This window comes from Gordonia sp. NPDC003429 (assembly GCF_053588575.1).
Genome location: NZ_JBSFQF010000002.1, coordinates 137,688 through 156,027 on the forward strand (window position 1 = coordinate 137,688; position 18,340 = coordinate 156,027).

Below are 18,340 nucleotides of genomic sequence, written 5' to 3' on the forward strand. Positions count from 1 at the left end.
GGACGAGTCGTCGAGCGCCCCGATGATGGGCGCCATGGCACATCAACCACAGCTGTCGCCGACGGGCCTGCTCACCGCGATCCCCGCCCTCCTCGGCTTCATCCCCCGGCGTTCGCTCATCCTTGTCGCACTGGCCGACGCAACACGCGTGGACGCCACGATGCGGCACGATCTCGATCTCCGGCCCGACGGCCGACCCACCCCGGCGATGACCGAGGTGATCTCCAATCTCGGCGACATACTCGAGAACTACGGCGCCACAACGGTGGTCGCCGTCGTCTGCGACGACAGGTACGGCGCCGACGACGCGCACTACCGCCGCATCATCGCCATCGTCGACAGGCACTGCGGCGGCTCGGCGGGCCTGGCAGCCGGATACGTCGTGCCCTGCTTCGAGTCCGGCGCGATCTGGCGCCGCGTCTGGCACTGTGGGACACCCGACACCGGCACACCTGACACCGGCACACCCGACACCGGGTCGGACGACGTCGGGCGGCTGCGCGATCCGCGCACCTCACCCACCGCGGTCGCCGGACTGGTGGAGAACGGTCGCCCCGTGTTGGGTGAACGCGACGAGATGCGCCGCATGCTCGAGCCCACCGAGCACTGCGACGGTGACTGTCACGCTGCCGATTGCGATGGCCGACGTGCCGATTGCGACGACCGAGCCGGCATCCCCGGCGGCCAAGCGGAGTCGTCGGCCGAACTGCTGGCGGCGATCCTCGAGGCACTGACCACCCCATTCCCGCGCTTCGACTGTGCGACGGTCGCCCGGCTCGATCGCGCGATCCGCGATCTGCGCGTGCGCGATGCGGCGCTGGCGTTCGCGGTGACCGATCTGCGCCACGCCGCCGAATCTCTGTGGCGGGAACTGTGCCGCAGACTGACCGGCACCGGACGCGCCAGCGCGGCGACCCTCCTGGCGCACCTGCACTACATCGGCGGCGAGGGCGCCCACGCCGCGGTGGCGCTGGACTGCGCACTCGAGGCCGACCCCACGTGGTACTTCGCGGTGCTCCTGGACTCGGCGTTGCGCCGGGGCATGCGCCCGCACACCCTGTGGCAACTCATCGACGACTCGTATGCGATGGCGGCGCGCTTGGGCCTCGACATCCCACGCGCCACCCTCCGCGACGCCGGCTGATCCCGGACCCGGCCCAGCATCGCCCGCGAAGACTCAGACCAGACCTGGGAGGATGTCAGACCTTCTCCACGAAGATGGCGTGCGCCATGTCCGGCGACAGCGTCAGACCGTCGTGGCCGGGGGTGCTGATCTCCACCTTGTTGGGGCTGCAGGTGACCGTCACGCGGGCATTGGGCACCACGCCGGCCTCGCGCAGCGAAGTGATGAGTTCGACGTCGGACTGGGCGTGCTCGGACAGGCGGCGGACGATCACGGCCACCGGATCGCCCTGGGGCAGGTCGGAGAGCCGCGTGGCGCCGTCGGTGACCGGCGCATCGGCCAGTCCGAGCTCTTCGAGACCGGGAATGGGATTGCCGTACGGCGAGGTCGTGGGATTCTCCAGCACCGCGAGCAGTCGGCGCTCGACGTTCTCGCTCATCACGTGCTCCCAGCGGCACGCCTCCTCGTGCACCTCATCCCACGGCATCCCGATCACGTCGACCAGGAGGCGTTCGGCCAGACGGTGCTTGCGCATCACCGCGACGGCGAGACTGCGCCCCTTGTCGGTGAGCTCGAGGTGACGGTCACCGGCAACCCGCAACAGGCCGTCGCGCTCCATCCGGGCCACGGTCTGCGAGACCGTGGGACCACTCTGCTCCAGGCGCTCGGCGATCCGTGCCCGCAATGGGACGATGCCCTCCTCTTCGAGGTCGTAGATGGTGCGGAGGTACATCTCGGTGGTGTCGACCAGATCGTTCACTGTGCGCCGTCCCTTCGTCCTAACCAAGGGTACCTTGACCTGCATGAGGAGCTCAGCTTCACATGCCGATCAGCCTCGGGCGCCGCGTTGGGGCACTAGCCTGGGATACGTGCGAGAACAGTGGGGTCGATGATGACCGCGGCAGTGATCTGGAGCGAAGATTATCTGACATACCGATGGGCACATACCCATCCGATGAACCCGGTTCGGCTCGCACTCACGATGACGCTCGCGCAGAGTCTCGGAGTGCTCGACGACATCGAGACAGCGCCACCCCTCGACATCGACGACGACGCGCTCACCGTCATCCACAGTCAGGACTACGTCGACGCCGTGCGCGCGGTGGGTTCGGGGATGGCATCGCTGTCGGGACCGTTGCTCGAGCGGCTCTTCGGTCTCGGCGACTCCGACAATCCGGTGTTCGACGGCATGCACGAGGCGGCGCGACTGTTGGTGGGGGGCACCCTCGCGGCGGCGCAGGCCATCGGCTCCGGTGCGGTGCGCCGCGCGGTGAACATCGGCGGCGGCATGCACCACGCGATGCGGTCACGCGCTGCCGGATTCTGCATCTACAACGATTGCGCGGTGGCCATCGACTGGTTGCTGCACAACGGGTTCGACCGCGTCGCCTACATCGACATCGACGCCCATCACGGTGACGGGGTGCAGGTGGCGTTCGCCCACGATCCGCGGGTGCTCACGGTGTCGCTGCATCAGCATCCGGCCACGTTGTGGCCCGGCACCGGCTGGCCCACCGAGGTGGGCGAGGGCGACGGGGCGGGCAGTGCGGTGAACATCGCGCTGATGCCGGAAACCACGGACCGGTTGTGGTTACGCTCTTTTCACGCGGTGGTGCCGTCGCTGATCGCCGAGTTCCGGCCGCAGGTGCTCATCAGCCAATGCGGCGCCGACAGCCATCTCGCCGACCCGCTCACCGACCTCGCACTCACCGTCGAGGGCCAGCGCGCGGCGATGATCGCGATGCGTGACCTCGCCGAACGCTACTGCGAGGGGCGCTGGCTCGCGGTCGGCGGCGGCGGGTACGGCGTGGTCAACGTGGTCCCGCGCAGTTGGTCCCACCTGCTCGGTGTGGTCCTCGACCGCGATGTCGACCCGACTACCCGTATCGACGAATCCTGGTGTGCCACTGCCACACAGATCGCCGCGACCGTACATTCGGAGTACTCGCAGGACCCTGTCGGGGTGATGGGTGACGACGGTGACGTCGATTACGTCGCGTGGGACGGTGACACCGGACAACCGCCGCCCCCGGGCATCGCCGAGACCGCACAGCGTCAGACCGACCGCGCGATCATGGCGACCCGCAACGCCGTTTTTCCCCTGCATGGCCTCGACCCGGAGGATCCCCGTGACTGACGCCGATCAACGACCGGCACCGGCGACACCGCACCCCGCCGGCGATCCCGCACCGAGCGGGTCGACGACGGCCGGGTCGCCCGCCGACGACACGCATCCGGCCGGCGCCGCGGTGGCCGACGGGGAGAACCGCGGACCCTGGGACTACCCCCGGCACTGGATCGCCGACGTGCTCGCCTCCGACGGAGGCGTGGTGCACCTGCGCCCCATCGTCCCCGACGACGCCGACCGGGTGGTGCGATTCCACAGCGGACTCTCCGAACGCACGCGGTACATGCGGTATTTCGGCCCGACGCCCACGCTGCCGCCGCGGGAGGTCGCACGGATGACGACCGTTGACCACCGGCAACGCGTCGCGCTGGTGGCGGTTCTCGGCGGTGAGATCATCGCCATCGGTATCTATGAGGGTCTGGCCGCCGACGGCAAACCCGACTCGGCCGAGGTGGCGTTCGTCGTCGCCGATGAACACCAGGGACGCGGACTCGGACCGATCCTGCTCGAGCACCTCGCCGGTGCCGCGGCCGAGAACGGATTCACCCGTTTCGAGGCCGAGGTGCTCAGCGAGAACCCGAACATGGTGACGGTGTTCCGCGACGCGGGCTATCAGATCTCGCGGGCCTTCGACGGCTCGACGGTGCACGTCGAGTTCCTCATCGACCCGACCGAGGCGTTGTTGTCGGTGCGCAACGCGCGCGAACGCGCGTCCGAGGCACGCAGCGTCGCCAACCTGCTGCGGCCGGCCTCGGTGGCGGTGATCGGGGCCTCCACCGATCCGAAGAAGGTCGGAAACGCGTTGTTGGCCAACATCATCGCCGGCGGATTCACCGGGCCGGTCTTCCCGGTGAACGGCCCCGAACACCACCCTGACGACGCGGCCGAGGACACGCCACGCGGCATCGACGCACAGGCACGCCGAGGCGCGTCGAACCGGCGGCACGGTCCGGCGCGCACCGAACGGATGCGCCCGCCGTCGGTGCGCGGTATCCGCGCCTATCCCACCGTCCGTGACATCCCGGACCCGATCGATCTCGCCGTGGTCGCGGTGCCGGCCGCCGCGATCGACGAGGTCCTCGACGACTGCCTGGTCAAAGGGGTGCGCACCCTGGTCATCGTGTCCTCCGGCTTCGGGGAGAGCGGTGAGGCGGGACTGGAGAGCGAGCACCGCCTGGTCGAGCAGGTCCGTGCACACGGCATGCGCCTGGTGGGCCCCAACGCACTGGGCGTGGCCAACAACGACCGCGACATCGCCCTCAACGCCACCCTCGCGCCCCGGATCCCGGCGGCCGGGAACGTCGGATTCTTCTGCCAGTCCGGTGCCCTGGGGATCGCGATCCTCGACACCGCCGCACGCAGGCAGATCGGCCTGTCCACCTTCGTGTCGGCGGGCAACCGCGCCGACGTCTCGGGCAACGACCTGCTGCAGTACTGGGACACCGACACCGCCACCGACGTCGTACTGCTCTACCTGGAGAGCTTCGGCAATCCGCGCAAGTTCTCCCGCATCGCACGGCGCGTGTCGCGCGGTAAGCCGATCGTGGCGGTCAAATCGGGTAAGGGAGCGATGAGTCCGGTGCGCGCGTCCCGGTCGGCCGGGGCGAGCCTCGACGACCGCATCGCCGAGATGGTGCTCGAACAGGCCGGCGTCATCCAGGTGGACACCATTCCCGAACTCTTCGACTGCGCAACGCTGTTCGCCTACCAGCCGCTGCCGCGGGGACCACGCACCCGCATCATCGGCAATTCGTCGGTGCTGGGCAGTCTTGCCGCCGATACCGCCCGCACCGGTGGCCTCGAGGTGCTCGACACGATCGACCTGGGTGCCGGGGCGTCGGAAGCGGAGTTCGAGACGGCGGTGGCACAGGCCATGGCGGATCCGGGTGTCGACGCCATTCTGGTGGTTTTTGTGCCGCCGGTGGCCGTCGACGCCGACTGGCACGCGCGAGCACTGATGGCCGCGGCCAACACGCCCGACGCGGACGCGGCGAAGCCGATCGTCACCACCTTCCTCGCGGTGGAGGGCATTCCGCCCGGCCTGATGAAGCCGGGACCATCGGGACTGCCGGAGCGGGGTTCCATCCCGTCCTACGGCTCGCCCGAACGTGCGGCGGTCGCGCTGGCCCGGTCCTGGCAGTACGCCAAATGGCGTGGCCGGCCCGAACCCGAGATCCCCCGACCCGCCGGAATCAATGCCGAGCTGGCCCGTACCCATGTCCGCGAGGCCATGGTCGGGCTCACCGCCACCGGTGAGGAGGGCGCGTCGACCCGCACCCTCACCGAGACCGAGTCGGCGCACGTGCTGGCCGCCTACGGGATCAATGTGGTGCCGTTCCGCGAGGTCCACACAATGCACGAGGCCTCCGCGGCCGGTCGCGAACTGGGATTCCCGGTGGCAGTGAAGGCAACGTCCGCGGGATGGCGGGGCCGGCTGGACCGTGAGGGTGCCCGGCTCGACCTGCCCGACGCGACCGCCGTGGTGACGGCCTTCGCCGAACTGGTGGAGCTGACCGGCGATCACGTCCTGCATGTGCAGAAGATGGCACCCAAGGGAATCGGGACCATGATCCACGTCGGGGACGACCCGTCGTTCGGCTCGCTGATCTCGTTCGGGTTGTCCGGGCGCACTTTCGAACTTCTCGGCGATCGCGGGTATCGGGCGATCCCGATCACCGACGTCGACGCCGAGGAACTGATCTCCGAGCCGCGCTCCTCACTGCTGCTCAACGGCTACCGCGGTGAAGAGCCCGCCGACCGTGCCGAACTCGCCGATCTCCTGCTGCGCGTCTCCACGCTGGCCGACGACATCCCGGAGATCCGCGAGATCATCGTCGACCCGGTGCTGGCCTCATCCGAGGCCGCCTCGGTGCTCAACGCGCAGATACGAATCGGCCCGGTGCCCACCAAGGCGGACACCGGACCGAGACGATTGAATTAGGAGCGCTCGTGAACCAGAGCGCGTGGGGTCAGCTCGCGTAGGCCCGCAGGCGGTCGGCGCGCTCACCCTGACGCAGCTTGCCCATCACCTCACGTTCGATCTGGCGCACCCGCTCGCGGGACAGGCCGAACATGCGGCCGATCTGATCGAGCGTGCGCGGCTGACCGTCGTCGAGGCCGTAGCGCATCCGGATGACCTGCTGTTCGCGTTCGTCGAGGGTGGCGAGGACGGCCCGGACGTCGGAGTGGAGCAACCCGGCGATCACCGCGCTCTCCGCGGAGGGGGCCTCGGCGTCCTCGATGAAGTCACCGAGTGGCGCCTCCTCATCGCTGCCGACCGGCATGTCGAGACTCACCGGGTCCCGGCTGTGGTCGAGCAGGTCGGCGATCTTCTCCGCGGGGATGCCGGACTCGTTGGCCAGTTCCTCGTCGGTGGCCTCCCGGCCGAGCTGCTGGTGCAGTTCACGCTTGATCCGGGCCAACTTGTTGACCTGCTCCACGAGGTGGACGGGAAGTCGGATGGTGCGGCTCTGATCGGCCATGCCGCGGGTGATGGCCTGGCGAATCCACCACGTGGCGTAGGTGGAGAACTTGAACCCCTTGGCGTAGTCGAACTTCTCCATCGCACGGATCAGGCCGAGATTGCCCTCTTGGATCAGGTCGAGCAGCGGCATACCACGACCGGTGTAGCGCTTGGCCAGCGACACCACCAGGCGAAGATTGGCCTCCAGGAGATGCGATCGTGCCGCCTCGCCCTCGCGGACGATGACTGCCAGGTCGCGCTTCTTGACGGCCGAGAGACGCTTACGGTTCTCCAGCACATGCTTGGCGTAGAGGCCCACCTCGATCCGCTTGGCCAACTCGACTTCTTGCTCCGCGTTGAGCAGGGCGGTGCGGCCGATTCCGTTGAGATAGACGCGAACGAGGTCCGCGGCCGGTGACTGGGCGTCGAGATCCTGTTCGGTCATGGCCGGCCGGGACCGGCCGGGCTCATCGTCGATGACTGTGGTGGAAGCGCTGACTGTGGTGGACGTGGTGGTGCGTGACATTCGGCCTCCTGACTCGAAGTGCATTCAGAGGGTGCAACGCCCCCTGGCGCGGGATAGTTCCCGGCCGGATTCGGTCGTTGCGCCAGGAGGACCCGCGACCTGCGACAACGCACCGCGGAGAATCCTCGGGACTGAGAAGATGCTGAGAGTTGGGGTCCGAACGGGGTGAGTGACCCGTCAGGGCCGATGCCAGGGGTCGGCGATCGTCGAATCGATGACCGTCGGGGTGTCGTCGGCGCGGCGCGGCGCGTGCTCGTCGAGCGACTGCGGCCCGATCACGCGGTGGTCGGAACCGTATTTGTAATGCGGTACTTCGCCGCGTTTGCGCGGCGGCCGATCATTGGCGATCAGCACGGCCACCCACGGAAGGGGAATCGAGGCCACCACGATGGCCAGCGCCCACAGGCCCGAACCCGTTGCGCTGTAAACGATTCCGGCGATCACCAGTGCGGGCACGCGAAACGCCATCAGCGTCAGATACTTGCGTACGCGGGCTCTGTGCTGCGCGTCCAGGGATTCCTGCGCGTCTGTGATCAGGAAGGCCTCGGACGCCGCGCGCTCGCGTGACGGTCCCTCATTGCCCATGTGACCACTGTTCCACTTTCTGCGGCGGAATGCACCCGCCGCGAGCGGGTCGTTTGCGGTTGCGCCCCGCCCCATGGCGAATGCGGGTGAAAGGCGCACAATAGAGCGCATGGCAACGGAAACCATCGAGCGGCCCGACCTCGACGAATTCTCGGACACCAAGACCGACGAACGTCCCGACAGCGACGCCACCGATCGGGGTGACGACGATCGGCCCAAGTTCTTCCACTACGTCAAGAAGGACAAGATCGCCGAGAGCGCGGTCATGGGCAATCACGTGGTCGCTCTGTGTGGGGAGACATTCCCGGTCACGCGCTCGGCCAAGCCGGGATCGCCGGTGTGCCCCAAGTGCAAGAAGATCTACGCCCGGATGCGCAAGAGCTGAGACCGGCTCGGGATCGGCTCGGCGGCCACCACGACGTCAGTCACCGCCCGGCCGACCGGGATCTCGGACGCCGTCGTCGGGTGATGGCGCGCGCCGGATCGGACCGCTCGCCAAGCGGTCGGGCAGCGACTTGATGTGGCCGGTGACCTCTGCGGTCTGCGTGTGCACCCAGTGCCGGACGTGGGCCGTCGCGGGTGGGGCGGCGGGCCACATCGACTGGATCGCGGCGTTGAATTCCGCCCCGATCACGATCGCGAAACCCAGGAAGAACGTGAACAGCAGGAATGCGATCGGGGTGGCCAGCGCGCCATAGCTGTATCCGGCGCGGGTGATGGCCGTCAGATAGATGCGCAGGATATAGCTCGCGACCCAGAACACCACTCCAGCCAGCACGGCCCCGGCCACCAGCCGGTGCCAGGGCAGCGGGTTGGGCAGCGCCAGGTGATACAGGGTGGTCAGCACCAGGAGCAGCAGCAACGCCACGAACGGGAAGTATCCGTAGTCGATGATCGTGCTCACCACCGGATCCCATGAATCGGGCAAGATCTCGTGCAGATAGTTCGGCCCCAGCGCCACCAATGGCAGCAACGGCACCGACACCGCCAGGAACACCAGGTAGAGCAGCAGGGCGAAGATGCGCTGCCACACCGGGTTTCGCACCTCGTGCTGGTCATGGGCGCGGACGATCGACGCGACGAAACAGGATACCGCCGACGACCCCGCCCACAGCGACAGGATGAAGCCCACCGAGATGACGCCGACCCGGCCGCGGCCGAGCACGTTGTCGACGGTCGGGGTGATCAGGTCGGTCACGACACTGGCCGAGAACGTGCGGTCGGCGAAGCTGATGATCCGGTCGGAGATGACCTCCACGGTGTCGGGTCCGAACCAGCCCGCGATGTAGCCGACGCTGCCGAGCAGCCCGAGAAGCAGCGGTGGCAGCGAGAGTGCCTGCCAGAACGCCGCCTGCGCCGACCACCCGACGATGCCGTGATCCCACGCGTTGACGATCGTCCGCCACACCACACGGTGCATGTTGCGCAGCACCGGCGGTCCGTCGCCGGTCGCAGCGTCGCGGTCGGGGGTGGCTGTGCTGCGGTCTGGGGTGGCTGCGTCGGGCCGGTCGTCGGCCACCGGCTCGGATACGGCGAGGTCGATCGATACCGGTGCCGGCCGCCGGTCGCGGCGATCCGGACGCGCAGACTCGACCGGCGCGGTGATCGCGTCGGTGAGCGGAACCGGGTTGCGTCGTGACGTGGTGATGGCTCCAGCATCCCTGATGCGCGCCGAAGATGGGTGATCGCCTCGCCGGGCGTGCCCGAGCCGGCCGCGGACAGGGCGGTGTGGCGTGTCCGGCACGTGTCGCCGGTAGCGTCGGCCGCCGGTGCCGGTAGCATGGCACGCATCCCCTCGGGTTGCGGTGCGACGTCATCGCATCGGTTGTTGCCGAGGGGCTGTTTCATGCCCTCACGTCGTCGGGAGCAAGTGTTTCGTGACCTCTGCTGACAGTGTTGCCGTGTCCTCGGCCCCGCCGCTGCGCGCATGGCAGCGGCGAGCCCTGACCAGATACCTGACGCGACGTCCCACGGATTTTCTGGCCGTCGCCACGCCCGGCGCGGGCAAGACCACGTTCGGTCTGCGGGTCGCGCGTGAACTGCTCGACGACCGGACCGTCGACCAGGTGACCGTGGTGACCCCAACCGAGCATCTGAAGCATCAGTGGGCGCAGGCCGCGGCGAAGGTCGGCATCGCGCTGGATTCCCGTTTCAGCAATTCCGCCGGGCAGACCAGCAGCGACTACGACGGGGTGGCGCTGACCTACGCGCAGGTCGCCGCGCACCCGTCACGGCACCGGGTGCGCACCGAGAACAGGCGCACCCTGGTGATCCTCGACGAGATCCACCACGGCGGCGACGCGAAGTCGTGGGGTGATGCCATTCGTGAGGCCTTTTCCGACGCGGTGCGACGGCTGTCGCTGACCGGAACGCCGTTTCGGTCGGATGATTCGCCGATCCCGTTCGTGACCTACGAACCCGAAGAGGGCGGGGTGCTGCGGTCGCGCGCCGACCACACCTACGGCTACAGCGACGCGCTCGCCGACGGCGTGGTCCGGCCGGTGGTGTTCCTGGCGTATTCGGGCCAGGCGAGTTGGCGGACGTCGGCCGGTGAGGAGTACACGGCGCGGCTCGGTGAACCCCTGTCGGCGGAGCAGACCGCCCGGGCGTGGCGCACCGCCCTCGACGCCCACGGAGACTGGATTCCCGCGGTGTTCACCGCCGCGCACACCCGGTTGGGGCAGTTGCGCGCCAACGGGGTGCCCGACGCCGGGGGACTGGTGATCGCGACCGACCAGACCGTCGCCCGCGACTACGCCGAGCTCCTCGAGTCGATCACCGGCCGCAAGCCGGTGCTGGTGCTCTCCGACGACCCCAAGTCGTCGTCGCGGATCGCCCAGTTCGCCGCGTCCGACGATGAATGGATGATCGCGGTGCGCATGGTGTCCGAGGGCGTGGACGTGCCGCGGCTGGCCGTGGGCGTGTACGCGACGAGCGCCGCCACACCGTTGTACTTCGCGCAGGCGATCGGACGTTTCGTCCGTTCCCGGCGTCCCGGCGAGACCGCCAGCGTGTTCCTGCCGTCGGTGCCGGTGCTGCTCAACCTGGCCAGTCAGATGGAGGCCGAGCGCGATCATGTTCTCGGCAAACCGCATCGCGACGCCGATGGGCTCGACGACGCCCTGCTCGTGGATGCGAACAAGCAGCAGGACGAACCGGGGGACGAGGAGAAGGGGTTCCAGTCGCTGCACGCCGATGCCGAACTCGACCAGGTGATCTTCGACGGGTCGTCGTTCGGTACCGCCACATTCGCCGGCAGCGACGAGGAGTCGGACTATCTGGGCCTGCCGGGGCTGCTCGACGCCGACCAGGTGCGCGCGCTGCTGCGTAAACGGCAGCAGGACCAGGTGGACACGCGTTCGGCGGCATCCGCCGCGCCGGCCGTGACCGACGTGGCCGACACACGCGTCGCGGGAGAGAACCTGCACGCGCTGCGTCGCGAACTCAACAGTCTCGTGGCCATGCATCACCACCGCACCGGCAAGCCGCACGGCGCCGTACACAACGAGTTACGTGGCAAACTCGGCGGACCACCCACCGCGATGGCGACGGCAGATCAGCTACGGGAACGGATCAAGGCGCTGCGGGAGTGGCGCTGAACGGCGGGTCCCGGATACGCGAACACCCCGGGCCGCGTGGGCTCCGGGGTGTCGGCGACGTCTCGTGATGCGCGCTAGACCAGCTCGCCGGCCGATTCGACGACGGTGGCGCTGAGCTCGACCAGTCGTGCCTCGTGCTCGTTGAAGTGGTGGCGGCAGAAGAGAAGCTCGCCGCCCTTGGGCAGGACGGCACGTACCTTTGCCGCCGCGCCGCAACGATCGCAACGGTCGGCAGCGGTGAGCGGCATGGAGATCGGGGGTGTGGTAGCGATGTCAGACATTGTTTCCTCCGTCCCGGTCCGGCGCCTGTCGGTCGCCTTCCCTTCGTGAGCCGACACATCCGGGCGATGCATCAACCTCACTGTGTCAGACGTTCTCGGCTTCGGTATTGTTCCGACGCGCCGCCGGGTGTGTCGTCACTCACCCTTAACACGGGTGTTCCGGACCGCAACACGACTACACGCCCTCGTTACTCGCACAGCGACATGGATCACATGCGTCAGTCGAGCGGCGGTCGGGGCCGCACGCAGAACAGTCACACCGCTGCGTCCACCTGCCAGCAGCTCTCACAGAGTGCATCTCCGAGAGTGCCTCTTGCAGAGTGTATCTGCCAGAGGTATTTTTCCCTCATGAACCTGACTCCCACCGCCCGCGCGATCCTGGGGTTTCTGTCGCTGGCACCGCGCAGCGGCTACGAGATCCGCCAGGCGTCTCGCCGATCGACCGGCATGATCTGGGGGATCAGCGACGGTCAGTTGTATCCGCAGTTGCATGCGCTGTCCGACGCTGGATTGATCGAGGCTCATGGCGCTCCGGAAGGCACTCAGGCGCGCCAGCGCTGGCGGCTGACCGATGCCGGCCTGACGGCGCTCCATACGTGGCTGAGCTCGCCGTCCGCGCCGCCGACGATGCGCGACGAGGGCCTGGTCAAGCTCATGTTCGCCGACCTGCTCGGCGCAGACGCAATCCGCGCGATCGTGCTCGAGCGCCGAGCACTCCACGCGGAGTTGAGAGCTCAGCTCGCGCAGGTGGTGCCCGGTGCCCACCGCTCGATCCCCGACCACGAGAGCGGCATCTGGGGTCCGACCTTCGTGCACACCTTCGGGTTGGACTACCTCGACATGTCGATCGCCTGGTGCGATGACGTCCTCGCCGCGCTCGACCAGCAAGGCTCGAGCGCCTCTCGCCGCGCAATTGCCGGCCAACGTATGAGTCATTCCAATCGAACGGAGAAACCCCGATGAGCGTGTTGGTGACCGTCAGCTACTGGATGTCAGTAGCCGCACTCGTCGCCTACGGAGCCCTCGAACTGTTTACCCGTGGTCGCGGGCAGGCAGCGCAGTGGTCCGGGGCGCCGGAAGACCGGCGCAGCACCGCGGTGGTCATCGCTGGAATCGTCGTCGCGCTGCTGGCGCCGTGGCTGCTGCGAGATGTTGGCAATTTCCACGGCAACTGGCGCATCATCGGCTTGGTGGGAGCTGCCGTGGCGGTCGCCGGCGTGTTCCTTCGTGTCCGCGCGATGACGTCGCTGGCCGGGTCGTACACCCGCACGCTGCGGATCCAGGACGGGCAACAGCTGGTGACCACCGGCGTGTACGCGCACCTGCGCCACCCCGGCTACACCTCCACCATTCTCACCCTCACCGGAGCAGCGCTCGGATTTCAGACGTGGGCCGGTGGGCTCGTTGCTGCGGTCGTCCTCACGTCCTGCTACCTGTACCGGATTCGGGTCGAGGAGACGATGCTTGCTCGCGCCTTTCCCGACACCTGGCCCGACTACACACGACACAGCCACCGACTCGTGCCGGGCGTCTGGTAGCAGGTCAGAAGACCAAGTGGCCACGGTGGGACCAAGGGCCCCGCTGCGGTAACGACGCAACCGGTGCACGTCTGTCGTCAGGCCAGGCCAGACGACGGAGATCAGTCCAGGTAGTCCCGAAGCACCTGAGACCGGCTGGGGTGGCGCAACTTCGACATCGTCTTCGACTCGATCTGGCGGATGCGCTCGCGGGTCACGCCGTACACCTGGCCGATCTCGTCGAGCGTGCGTGGCTGACCGTCGGTCAGGCCGAACCGCAGCCGCACCACACCGGCCTCGCGCTCGGAGAGCGTCTCGAGAACCGACTGCAGCTGATCCTGCAGGAGCGTGAAGCTGACCGCGTCCACCGCGACCACGGCCTCGGAGTCCTCGATGAAGTCACCGAGCTGGCTGTCGCCCTCGTCGCCGATGGTCTGATCCAGTGAAATGGGTTCGCGCGCGTACTGCTGGATCTCCAGCACCTTCTCCGGCGTGATGTCCATCTCCTTGGCGAGCTCCTCCGGCGTCGGCTCGCGGCCGAGGTCCTGGAGCAGTTCGCGCTGGATGCGTCCGAGTTTGTTGATGACCTCCACCATGTGCACCGGAATGCGGATGGTGCGCGCCTGGTCGGCCATGGCGCGGGTGATGGCCTGCCGAATCCACCATGTGGCGTAGGTGGAGAACTTGTAGCCCTTGGTGTAGTCGAACTTCTCGACCGCACGGATCAGACCGAGGTTGCCCTCCTGGATGAGGTCCAGAAACGCCATGCCGCGACCGGTGTAGCGCTTGGCCAGCGACACCACGAGGCGCAGGTTGGCCTCCAAGAGGTGATTCTTGGCGCGGTTGCCGTCACGGGAGATCCAGTTGAGGTCGCGCTTCTGGGCGGTACTGAGTTTTTCGCCCGATTCGACGATCCGGCGCAGCCGCTCGGTGGCGTAGAGACCGGCCTCGATACGTTTGGCGAGCTCCACCTCCTCCTCCGCGTTGAGCAGGGCCACCTTGCCGATCTGCTTGAGATAGGCGCGCACCGAGTCGGCCGACGCGGTGAGTTCGGCGTCCTTGCGGGCCTGACGCAGGGCCTCGGACTCTTCCTCGTCCCAGACGAAGTCACCTGCGGTGCGGGCGTCGTCCTTCGACTTCTCCTCGGCCTTGGTGGTGACAACGGCGATGGCCACCGGCGCGTTCGCGGTGGTGTCGGTCTCGTCGTCTGCCGAATCCTCGTCGTCTGCCGAATCCTCGTCGTCGGCGGAGTCCTCGGCGTCGTCATCGGACTCGGCGTCGTCATCCACCTCGAGGTCCTCGGCGTCGAGTTCCACGTCGTCGAGTTCGGCATCCGGGCCGTCGATGTCGTCGATCGATGCCTCGTCGGACTCCAACTCGTCGGCGGGGGCCTCGGCGTCGGACTCAGTGCCGGCGCTCTTCGCAGGCGCCTTCCGTGCGGTGGCCTTCTTGGCCGCCTTCTTCGCGGGCGCCTTGCGGGCGGGTGCCTTCTTCGCGGCCTTCTTGGCCGTCTTCTTTGCGGGTTCCTTGGCGGCTGCCGGGGCTGTCGACGTTGTCGATTCCTCGACCTCGGCGTCGCTTTGGCGGGTCTTGGTGGCTGCCACGTACAACCTTTCCGAACGCGATCTCACACACACAGATTCGCAGCGGACCGCCGCTGGAATCAGGTTGGCTTGTCGGTGCATATCACCGGTGTCGACCATTGTAACGACAACATCACCGCCGATGTGACAAGCAGCAGGTCAGCCGGGGTGCCGAAGCCGGTGTAACCCGGCAACCGGGTTACACCCGCAGCCCTTGGGCCTCGGCCATCGCGGCGCCGACAATGCCCGCCGTGTTCAGCAGCTTGGCCGGCACCACCGGCGTGGCGTTGGTCAACAACGGGATCCACTTGTCGCTCTTACGGCTGATGCCGCCTCCGGCGATGAACAGCTTCGGCCAGAACAGCACCTCGTAGGCCTCGAGTACCTTGCTGACCTTCTTGGTCCACTTCTCGTAGCTCCAGCCCTTCTCATCCTTGATCCTCGACGCGGCCTGGTGCTCGGCCTCCTTCTTGCCGACGACCATGTGCCCGAGTTCGGTGTTGGGCACCAGCGTGCCGTTGATGAGGATCGCCGACCCGATGCCGGTACCGAAGGTCAGCAGCATCACCACGCCGTCCACACCGCGCCCGGCACCGTAGGCATCCTCGGCCATGCCCGCTGCGTCGGCATCGTTGAGCACCGACACCTCGCGATCGCCGAGGTGCGCGCTGAACAACTTGTAGACGTCCGTACCGATCCACGACTTGTCGATGTTGGCCGCCGTGCGCATCGTGGCGTCGGTGATGACGCCGGGAAGCGTGACACCCACCGGTCCGGTCCAGTCGAAGTGCGCCACCACTTCGGCCACCTTGTCGGCGACGGCGTCGGGTGTGGCCGGTCGAGGGGTCAGCACCTTGAACCGCTCGCCGACCAGCTCACCGGTGTCCAGATCGACCACCCCGCCCTTGATGCCGGATCCGCCGACGTCGACCCCGAATCCGAGATTCGTTGGCGTCGTGCTGGTGTCGGGTGCGGGCTCGTCGGTCATGACGGCGTCCTCTCTCGGTGCTGGCGCGGGGTAGCGATGTCGTGCCTGTTCAGGCTATCCACGTCGGGGCCGTGGTGCGTGATCTCCGCGCAATCGGTTGCCCAGTGTTTGCCTGACGGGTGTCTGTCCGCGGGCTGACATGATGGAGGCGTGGAGACTTCAGGGGACGTGTGGGCAGAGGCCGGGCAGACGAACGGTCCGGCGGGGGTGGACGCGACGGGGGTGGCCGCGCTCGGCGCGGTGGCCGTCGAGGTGGCGAGCGCGGCCGCCGACCATGTCCGGCGGCGGCGGCCCGAACTGTTCGGGGCCGGTGGCCCGGTAGACAACGGAGTGGCCGCCAAGTCGACGCCGACCGACCCGGTGACCCTCGCCGACACGGAGAGCGAGGAACTCATCCGCTCACGTCTGGGTGAACTGCGGCCCGGCGACGCGATCCTGGGCGAAGAGGAGGGTGGCAGCGTGGAGGTGCCGTCGGGTGTTCGGTGGGTGGTCGACCCGATCGACGGCACGGTGAACTTCCTCTACGGAATCCCCGCGTACGCGGTGTCGGTGGCTGCGCAGGTGCACGGACGGTCGGTGGCCGGGGCGGTGGTGGACGTCGCCCGGGGGGTGCTGTACTCGGCCACGCTCGGTGGCGGTGCCTGGATGCACGCCGACGGGGTGAGAACGCCGCTGCGCGCAAACGGTGTCGACCGACTCGACATGGCGCTGGTCGCCACCGGTTTCGGCTACGCGGCGCAGCGTCGGAGGGCCCAGGGCGCCATCGTCGCGGCACTGTTGCCGCGGGTGCGCGATGTACGCCGGATCGGTGCGGCGGCGCTCGACCTGTGCATGGTTGCCTCCGGTGCCGTGGACGCGCACTTCGAGCATGGACTGAGCCCGTGGGACTGGGCCGCAGGTGGTCTGATCGCGGCCGAGGCGGGCGCGGTGGTGCTCACGCCGCCACCGGACTCACGGTCGGCCGACGGCCACGCGACGATCGCCGTCGCGAGTGGAATAGCCGACGAGTTCATCGCGACCCTCGACGAGTTCGGAGCGCGACGCCCGCTCGGCCCCGACGCCTGAACCCGCCGGGTCGGGGGTCGGCCGGACCGGGTCAACCGGGTCGGGTCAACACGACTGCGAGTGAACCGCCTTGACCAGTCCGGGATCGACCGCCGCCTTGGGGTTGCGGGGATCGGCCGAGCGCAGGGCCTCGAGCGCGGCCTGGGTGTCCTGGGACTGTTCGAGTGATTGGTAGTACTCACCGAGCGCCACGTCGACCGACGTTCCGGGACGCCCGTCGTCGACGAGTTGTGCGCAGGGGATCGCCAGCCAGACCGCGGCGGCCGCAGACTTGCCCGCCGGACCGAAGCGGATCTGCGCGACGCAGTTCAGGTCGCGGTTGGGGTAGACGGTGTCGTCGGCGTAGGGCGCCTCGGGTACCGGATTGAATCCCTGGGCGGTCAGATCGTCGGAGACCGAGCGTGCCGCACCGCGTTTGGTGGAGGCGTTGAGCACACGTACCTGGAATGCCGACAGGGGAGCGGGCGGCACCGCGAGCATCTCGTCACGGTCGGCGGCGGTGAGTTTCGGCGCTGCGGCCGTCGGCGTTGGCATCGGACCGGCCGGTGCACCCGGAGCCACCGAGGATGTGGCGCTGGCCGCCGTGGGCTGGTTGCAGTCGGTGGGAACCGCGCCCGCGTTGGTGTCGGTGAGCGCGACCGCCCATACGATCACGCCGGCGATCGCGAGAACCACGGCCGCGATGATCGCCGGGCGGTAGCGGCGTCGTCGGTATGGCCGACCCTTCTCGTCGGTCGGGTAGCCGACCGTAATCTTCGAGACCACCGTGGACTCCGCTCCTCTCCACACACGTGTGCGGTATGCGCCCACTGTAGAGGCTCGCGGGGCAGGCCCACGACAGGCCGGTGCGGCGCGCCGGAGGGGTGCCGTCGGCAGCGAGATCGGCGGAGCCGTGGCCGCCGGGAATGAATCGCGATGGTCATGGTGTTGACCGTCGCAACCCGATGGACTACTGTTCGGGCGCCCGCACTCCGCACCGCCGGCCATCGGGTGTGTATCGATCACAACTCAATGTGATCAAGGTCACATAAGTCCGATGGTTTGCGGGTAACGAATTGCACCGGTCACGACGTTGACGTGACGCCGGCAAGACAATCCCGGCGAGCACTGCGCCCAACGATCGGCGCGGCCACAAGCCGAGCTGATCGGTCGGCTCCACTGAACGAGGTAAGGCACACAATGGCTACTGATTACGATGCGCCGCGACGCACGGAGACCGAAGAACTCAACGAGGATTCGCTCGAGGAACTCAAGGCGCGACGCAGCGAGGCCCAGTCGTCGGCGGTCGACGTCGACGAATCCGAAACCGCGGAATCGTTCGAGCTCCCCGGCGCCGACCTGTCCGGCGAAGAGCTCTCGGTCCGCGTGATCCCCAAGCAGGCCGACGAGTTCACCTGTACGAGTTGCTTTCTCGTGTACCACCGCAGCCGGCTGGCGCGGGAGAACGGCAACTCGATGATCTGCGTCGACTGCGCCTGACCG

17 protein-coding genes are annotated in these 18,340 nt (G+C 68.0%); 9 read left to right on the forward strand and 8 right to left on the reverse strand.

Translation table 11 applies throughout. The features are described from left to right. The first annotated feature begins 34 nt into the window (after positions 1–34). Complete coding sequence (locus tag ACWDSI_RS04320) at positions 35–1,144, forward strand: DUF4192 domain-containing protein (protein ID WP_449748298.1); 1,110 nt, start codon at positions 35–37, stop codon at positions 1,142–1,144. Between the two features lie 55 nt (positions 1,145–1,199). On the opposite strand, the gene ACWDSI_RS04325 is transcribed toward ACWDSI_RS04320, so the two are convergent. Next, positions 1,200–1,883: an iron dependent repressor, metal binding and dimerization domain protein gene (locus tag ACWDSI_RS04325; protein WP_449748297.1), complete on the reverse strand. Its 684-nt coding sequence runs from the start codon at positions 1,881–1,883 to the stop codon at positions 1,200–1,202. A gap of 132 nt (positions 1,884–2,015) precedes the next feature. On the opposite strand from ACWDSI_RS04325, the gene ACWDSI_RS04330 reads away from it, so the two are divergent. Together ACWDSI_RS04330 and ACWDSI_RS04335 are read left to right on the forward strand one after the other, a co-directional pair. Continuing rightward, the gene (locus ACWDSI_RS04330; protein ID WP_449748355.1) at positions 2,016–3,260 is read left to right on the forward strand and encodes an acetoin utilization protein AcuC; all 1,245 of its coding nucleotides are present in this window, start codon (positions 2,016–2,018) and stop codon (positions 3,258–3,260) included. Then, on the forward strand, positions 3,229–6,192 hold the full coding sequence (locus ACWDSI_RS04335; RefSeq protein ID WP_449755770.1) for a bifunctional acetate--CoA ligase family protein/GNAT family N-acetyltransferase: 2,964 nt from the start codon (positions 3,229–3,231) through the stop codon (positions 6,190–6,192). Before ACWDSI_RS04330 ends, ACWDSI_RS04335 begins: the two co-directional genes overlap by 32 nt. Positions 6,193–6,220: 28 nt before the next feature. On the opposite strand, the gene ACWDSI_RS04340 is transcribed toward ACWDSI_RS04335, so the two are convergent. Further along, positions 6,221–7,240, reverse strand: a complete 1,020-nt coding sequence (locus ACWDSI_RS04340; RefSeq protein WP_449755771.1) for a sigma-70 family RNA polymerase sigma factor — start codon at positions 7,238–7,240, stop codon at positions 6,221–6,223. 177 nt (positions 7,241–7,417) lie between these two features. Continuing rightward, positions 7,418–7,825 (reverse strand): DUF3099 domain-containing protein, encoded by a 408-nt coding sequence (locus tag ACWDSI_RS04345; RefSeq protein ID WP_449748294.1) that lies wholly within the window; start codon positions 7,823–7,825, stop codon positions 7,418–7,420. 109 nt (positions 7,826–7,934) lie between these two features. Here ACWDSI_RS04345 and ACWDSI_RS04350 point away from each other — a divergent pair, with 109 nt between their 5' ends. Continuing rightward, the gene (locus tag ACWDSI_RS04350) at positions 7,935–8,210 is read left to right on the forward strand and encodes a DUF3039 domain-containing protein (protein WP_449748293.1); all 276 of its coding nucleotides are present in this window, start codon (positions 7,935–7,937) and stop codon (positions 8,208–8,210) included. 36 nt (positions 8,211–8,246) lie between these two features. On the opposite strand, the gene ACWDSI_RS04355 is transcribed toward ACWDSI_RS04350, so the two are convergent. Further along, positions 8,247–9,569, reverse strand: coding sequence for a YihY/virulence factor BrkB family protein (locus ACWDSI_RS04355; RefSeq protein ID WP_449755772.1), 1,323 nt, complete (start codon positions 9,567–9,569; stop codon positions 8,247–8,249). A 133-nt stretch (positions 9,570–9,702) separates the two neighbouring features. Between ACWDSI_RS04355 and ACWDSI_RS04360 the strand changes: the two genes are divergently transcribed. Continuing rightward, entirely contained in the window at positions 9,703–11,424 is a 1,722-nt protein-coding gene (locus tag ACWDSI_RS04360) for a DEAD/DEAH box helicase (RefSeq protein WP_449755773.1), read from the forward strand. A gap of 74 nt (positions 11,425–11,498) precedes the next feature. Here ACWDSI_RS04360 and ACWDSI_RS04365 read toward each other — a convergent pair whose 3' ends face one another. Then, complete coding sequence (locus ACWDSI_RS04365) at positions 11,499–11,705, reverse strand: DUF7455 domain-containing protein (protein ID WP_449748291.1); 207 nt, start codon at positions 11,703–11,705, stop codon at positions 11,499–11,501. Between the two features lie 306 nt (positions 11,706–12,011). Between ACWDSI_RS04365 and ACWDSI_RS04370 the strand changes: the two genes are divergently transcribed. Beyond that, entirely contained in the window at positions 12,012–12,668 is a 657-nt protein-coding gene (locus ACWDSI_RS04370; protein ID WP_449755774.1) for a PadR family transcriptional regulator, read from the forward strand. Then, on the forward strand, positions 12,665–13,243 hold the full coding sequence (locus ACWDSI_RS04375; RefSeq protein ID WP_449755775.1) for a methyltransferase family protein: 579 nt from the start codon (positions 12,665–12,667) through the stop codon (positions 13,241–13,243). Before ACWDSI_RS04370 ends, ACWDSI_RS04375 begins: the two co-directional genes overlap by 4 nt. A 101-nt stretch (positions 13,244–13,344) precedes the next feature. Here ACWDSI_RS04375 and ACWDSI_RS04380 read toward each other — a convergent pair whose 3' ends face one another. Together ACWDSI_RS04380 and ppgK are read right to left on the reverse strand one after the other, a co-directional pair. Further along, positions 13,345–14,826: an RNA polymerase sigma factor gene (locus ACWDSI_RS04380; RefSeq protein WP_449755776.1), complete on the reverse strand. Its 1,482-nt coding sequence runs from the start codon at positions 14,824–14,826 to the stop codon at positions 13,345–13,347. 178 nt (positions 14,827–15,004) lie between these two features. Then, the gene (ppgK, locus tag ACWDSI_RS04385; RefSeq protein ID WP_449748287.1) at positions 15,005–15,793 is read right to left on the reverse strand and encodes a polyphosphate--glucose phosphotransferase; all 789 of its coding nucleotides are present in this window, start codon (positions 15,791–15,793) and stop codon (positions 15,005–15,007) included. A 207-nt stretch (positions 15,794–16,000) separates the two neighbouring features. On the opposite strand from ppgK, the gene ACWDSI_RS04390 reads away from it, so the two are divergent. Then, on the forward strand, positions 16,001–16,858 hold the full coding sequence (locus ACWDSI_RS04390; RefSeq protein ID WP_449755874.1) for an inositol monophosphatase family protein: 858 nt from the start codon (positions 16,001–16,003) through the stop codon (positions 16,856–16,858). Between the two features lie 45 nt (positions 16,859–16,903). Here the strand turns inward: ACWDSI_RS04390 and cei are convergent, their stop codons facing one another. Beyond that, positions 16,904–17,623, reverse strand: a complete 720-nt coding sequence (gene cei, locus ACWDSI_RS04395) for an envelope integrity protein Cei (protein WP_449755777.1) — start codon at positions 17,621–17,623, stop codon at positions 16,904–16,906. A gap of 414 nt (positions 17,624–18,037) precedes the next feature. Here cei and ACWDSI_RS04400 point away from each other — a divergent pair, with 414 nt between their 5' ends. Continuing rightward, the gene (locus tag ACWDSI_RS04400; protein WP_449748285.1) at positions 18,038–18,337 is read left to right on the forward strand and encodes a DUF4193 domain-containing protein; all 300 of its coding nucleotides are present in this window, start codon (positions 18,038–18,040) and stop codon (positions 18,335–18,337) included. Positions 18,338–18,340: the final 3 nt, after the last annotated feature.

Coding starts and splice junctions, on each gene's coding strand:
- ACWDSI_RS04345 (WP_449748294.1), bottom strand. CDS start 7,825: ATGGGCAATGAGGGACCGTCACGCGAGCGCGCGGCGTCCGAGGCCTTC.
- ACWDSI_RS04340 (WP_449755771.1), bottom strand. CDS start 7,240: ATGTCACGCACCACCACGTCCACCACAGTCAGCGCTTCCACCACAGTC.
- ACWDSI_RS04330 (WP_449748355.1), top strand. CDS start 2,016: ATGACCGCGGCAGTGATCTGGAGCGAAGATTATCTGACATACCGATGG.
- ACWDSI_RS04350 (WP_449748293.1), top strand. CDS start 7,935: ATGGCAACGGAAACCATCGAGCGGCCCGACCTCGACGAATTCTCGGAC.
- ppgK (WP_449748287.1), bottom strand. CDS start 15,793: ATGACCGACGAGCCCGCACCCGACACCAGCACGACGCCAACGAATCTC.
- ACWDSI_RS04400 (WP_449748285.1), top strand. CDS start 18,038: ATGGCTACTGATTACGATGCGCCGCGACGCACGGAGACCGAAGAACTC.
- ACWDSI_RS04320 (WP_449748298.1), top strand. CDS start 35: ATGGCACATCAACCACAGCTGTCGCCGACGGGCCTGCTCACCGCGATC.
- ACWDSI_RS04335 (WP_449755770.1), top strand. CDS start 3,229: ATGGCCTCGACCCGGAGGATCCCCGTGACTGACGCCGATCAACGACCG.
- ACWDSI_RS04365 (WP_449748291.1), bottom strand. CDS start 11,705: ATGTCTGACATCGCTACCACACCCCCGATCTCCATGCCGCTCACCGCT.
- ACWDSI_RS04375 (WP_449755775.1), top strand. CDS start 12,665: ATGAGCGTGTTGGTGACCGTCAGCTACTGGATGTCAGTAGCCGCACTC.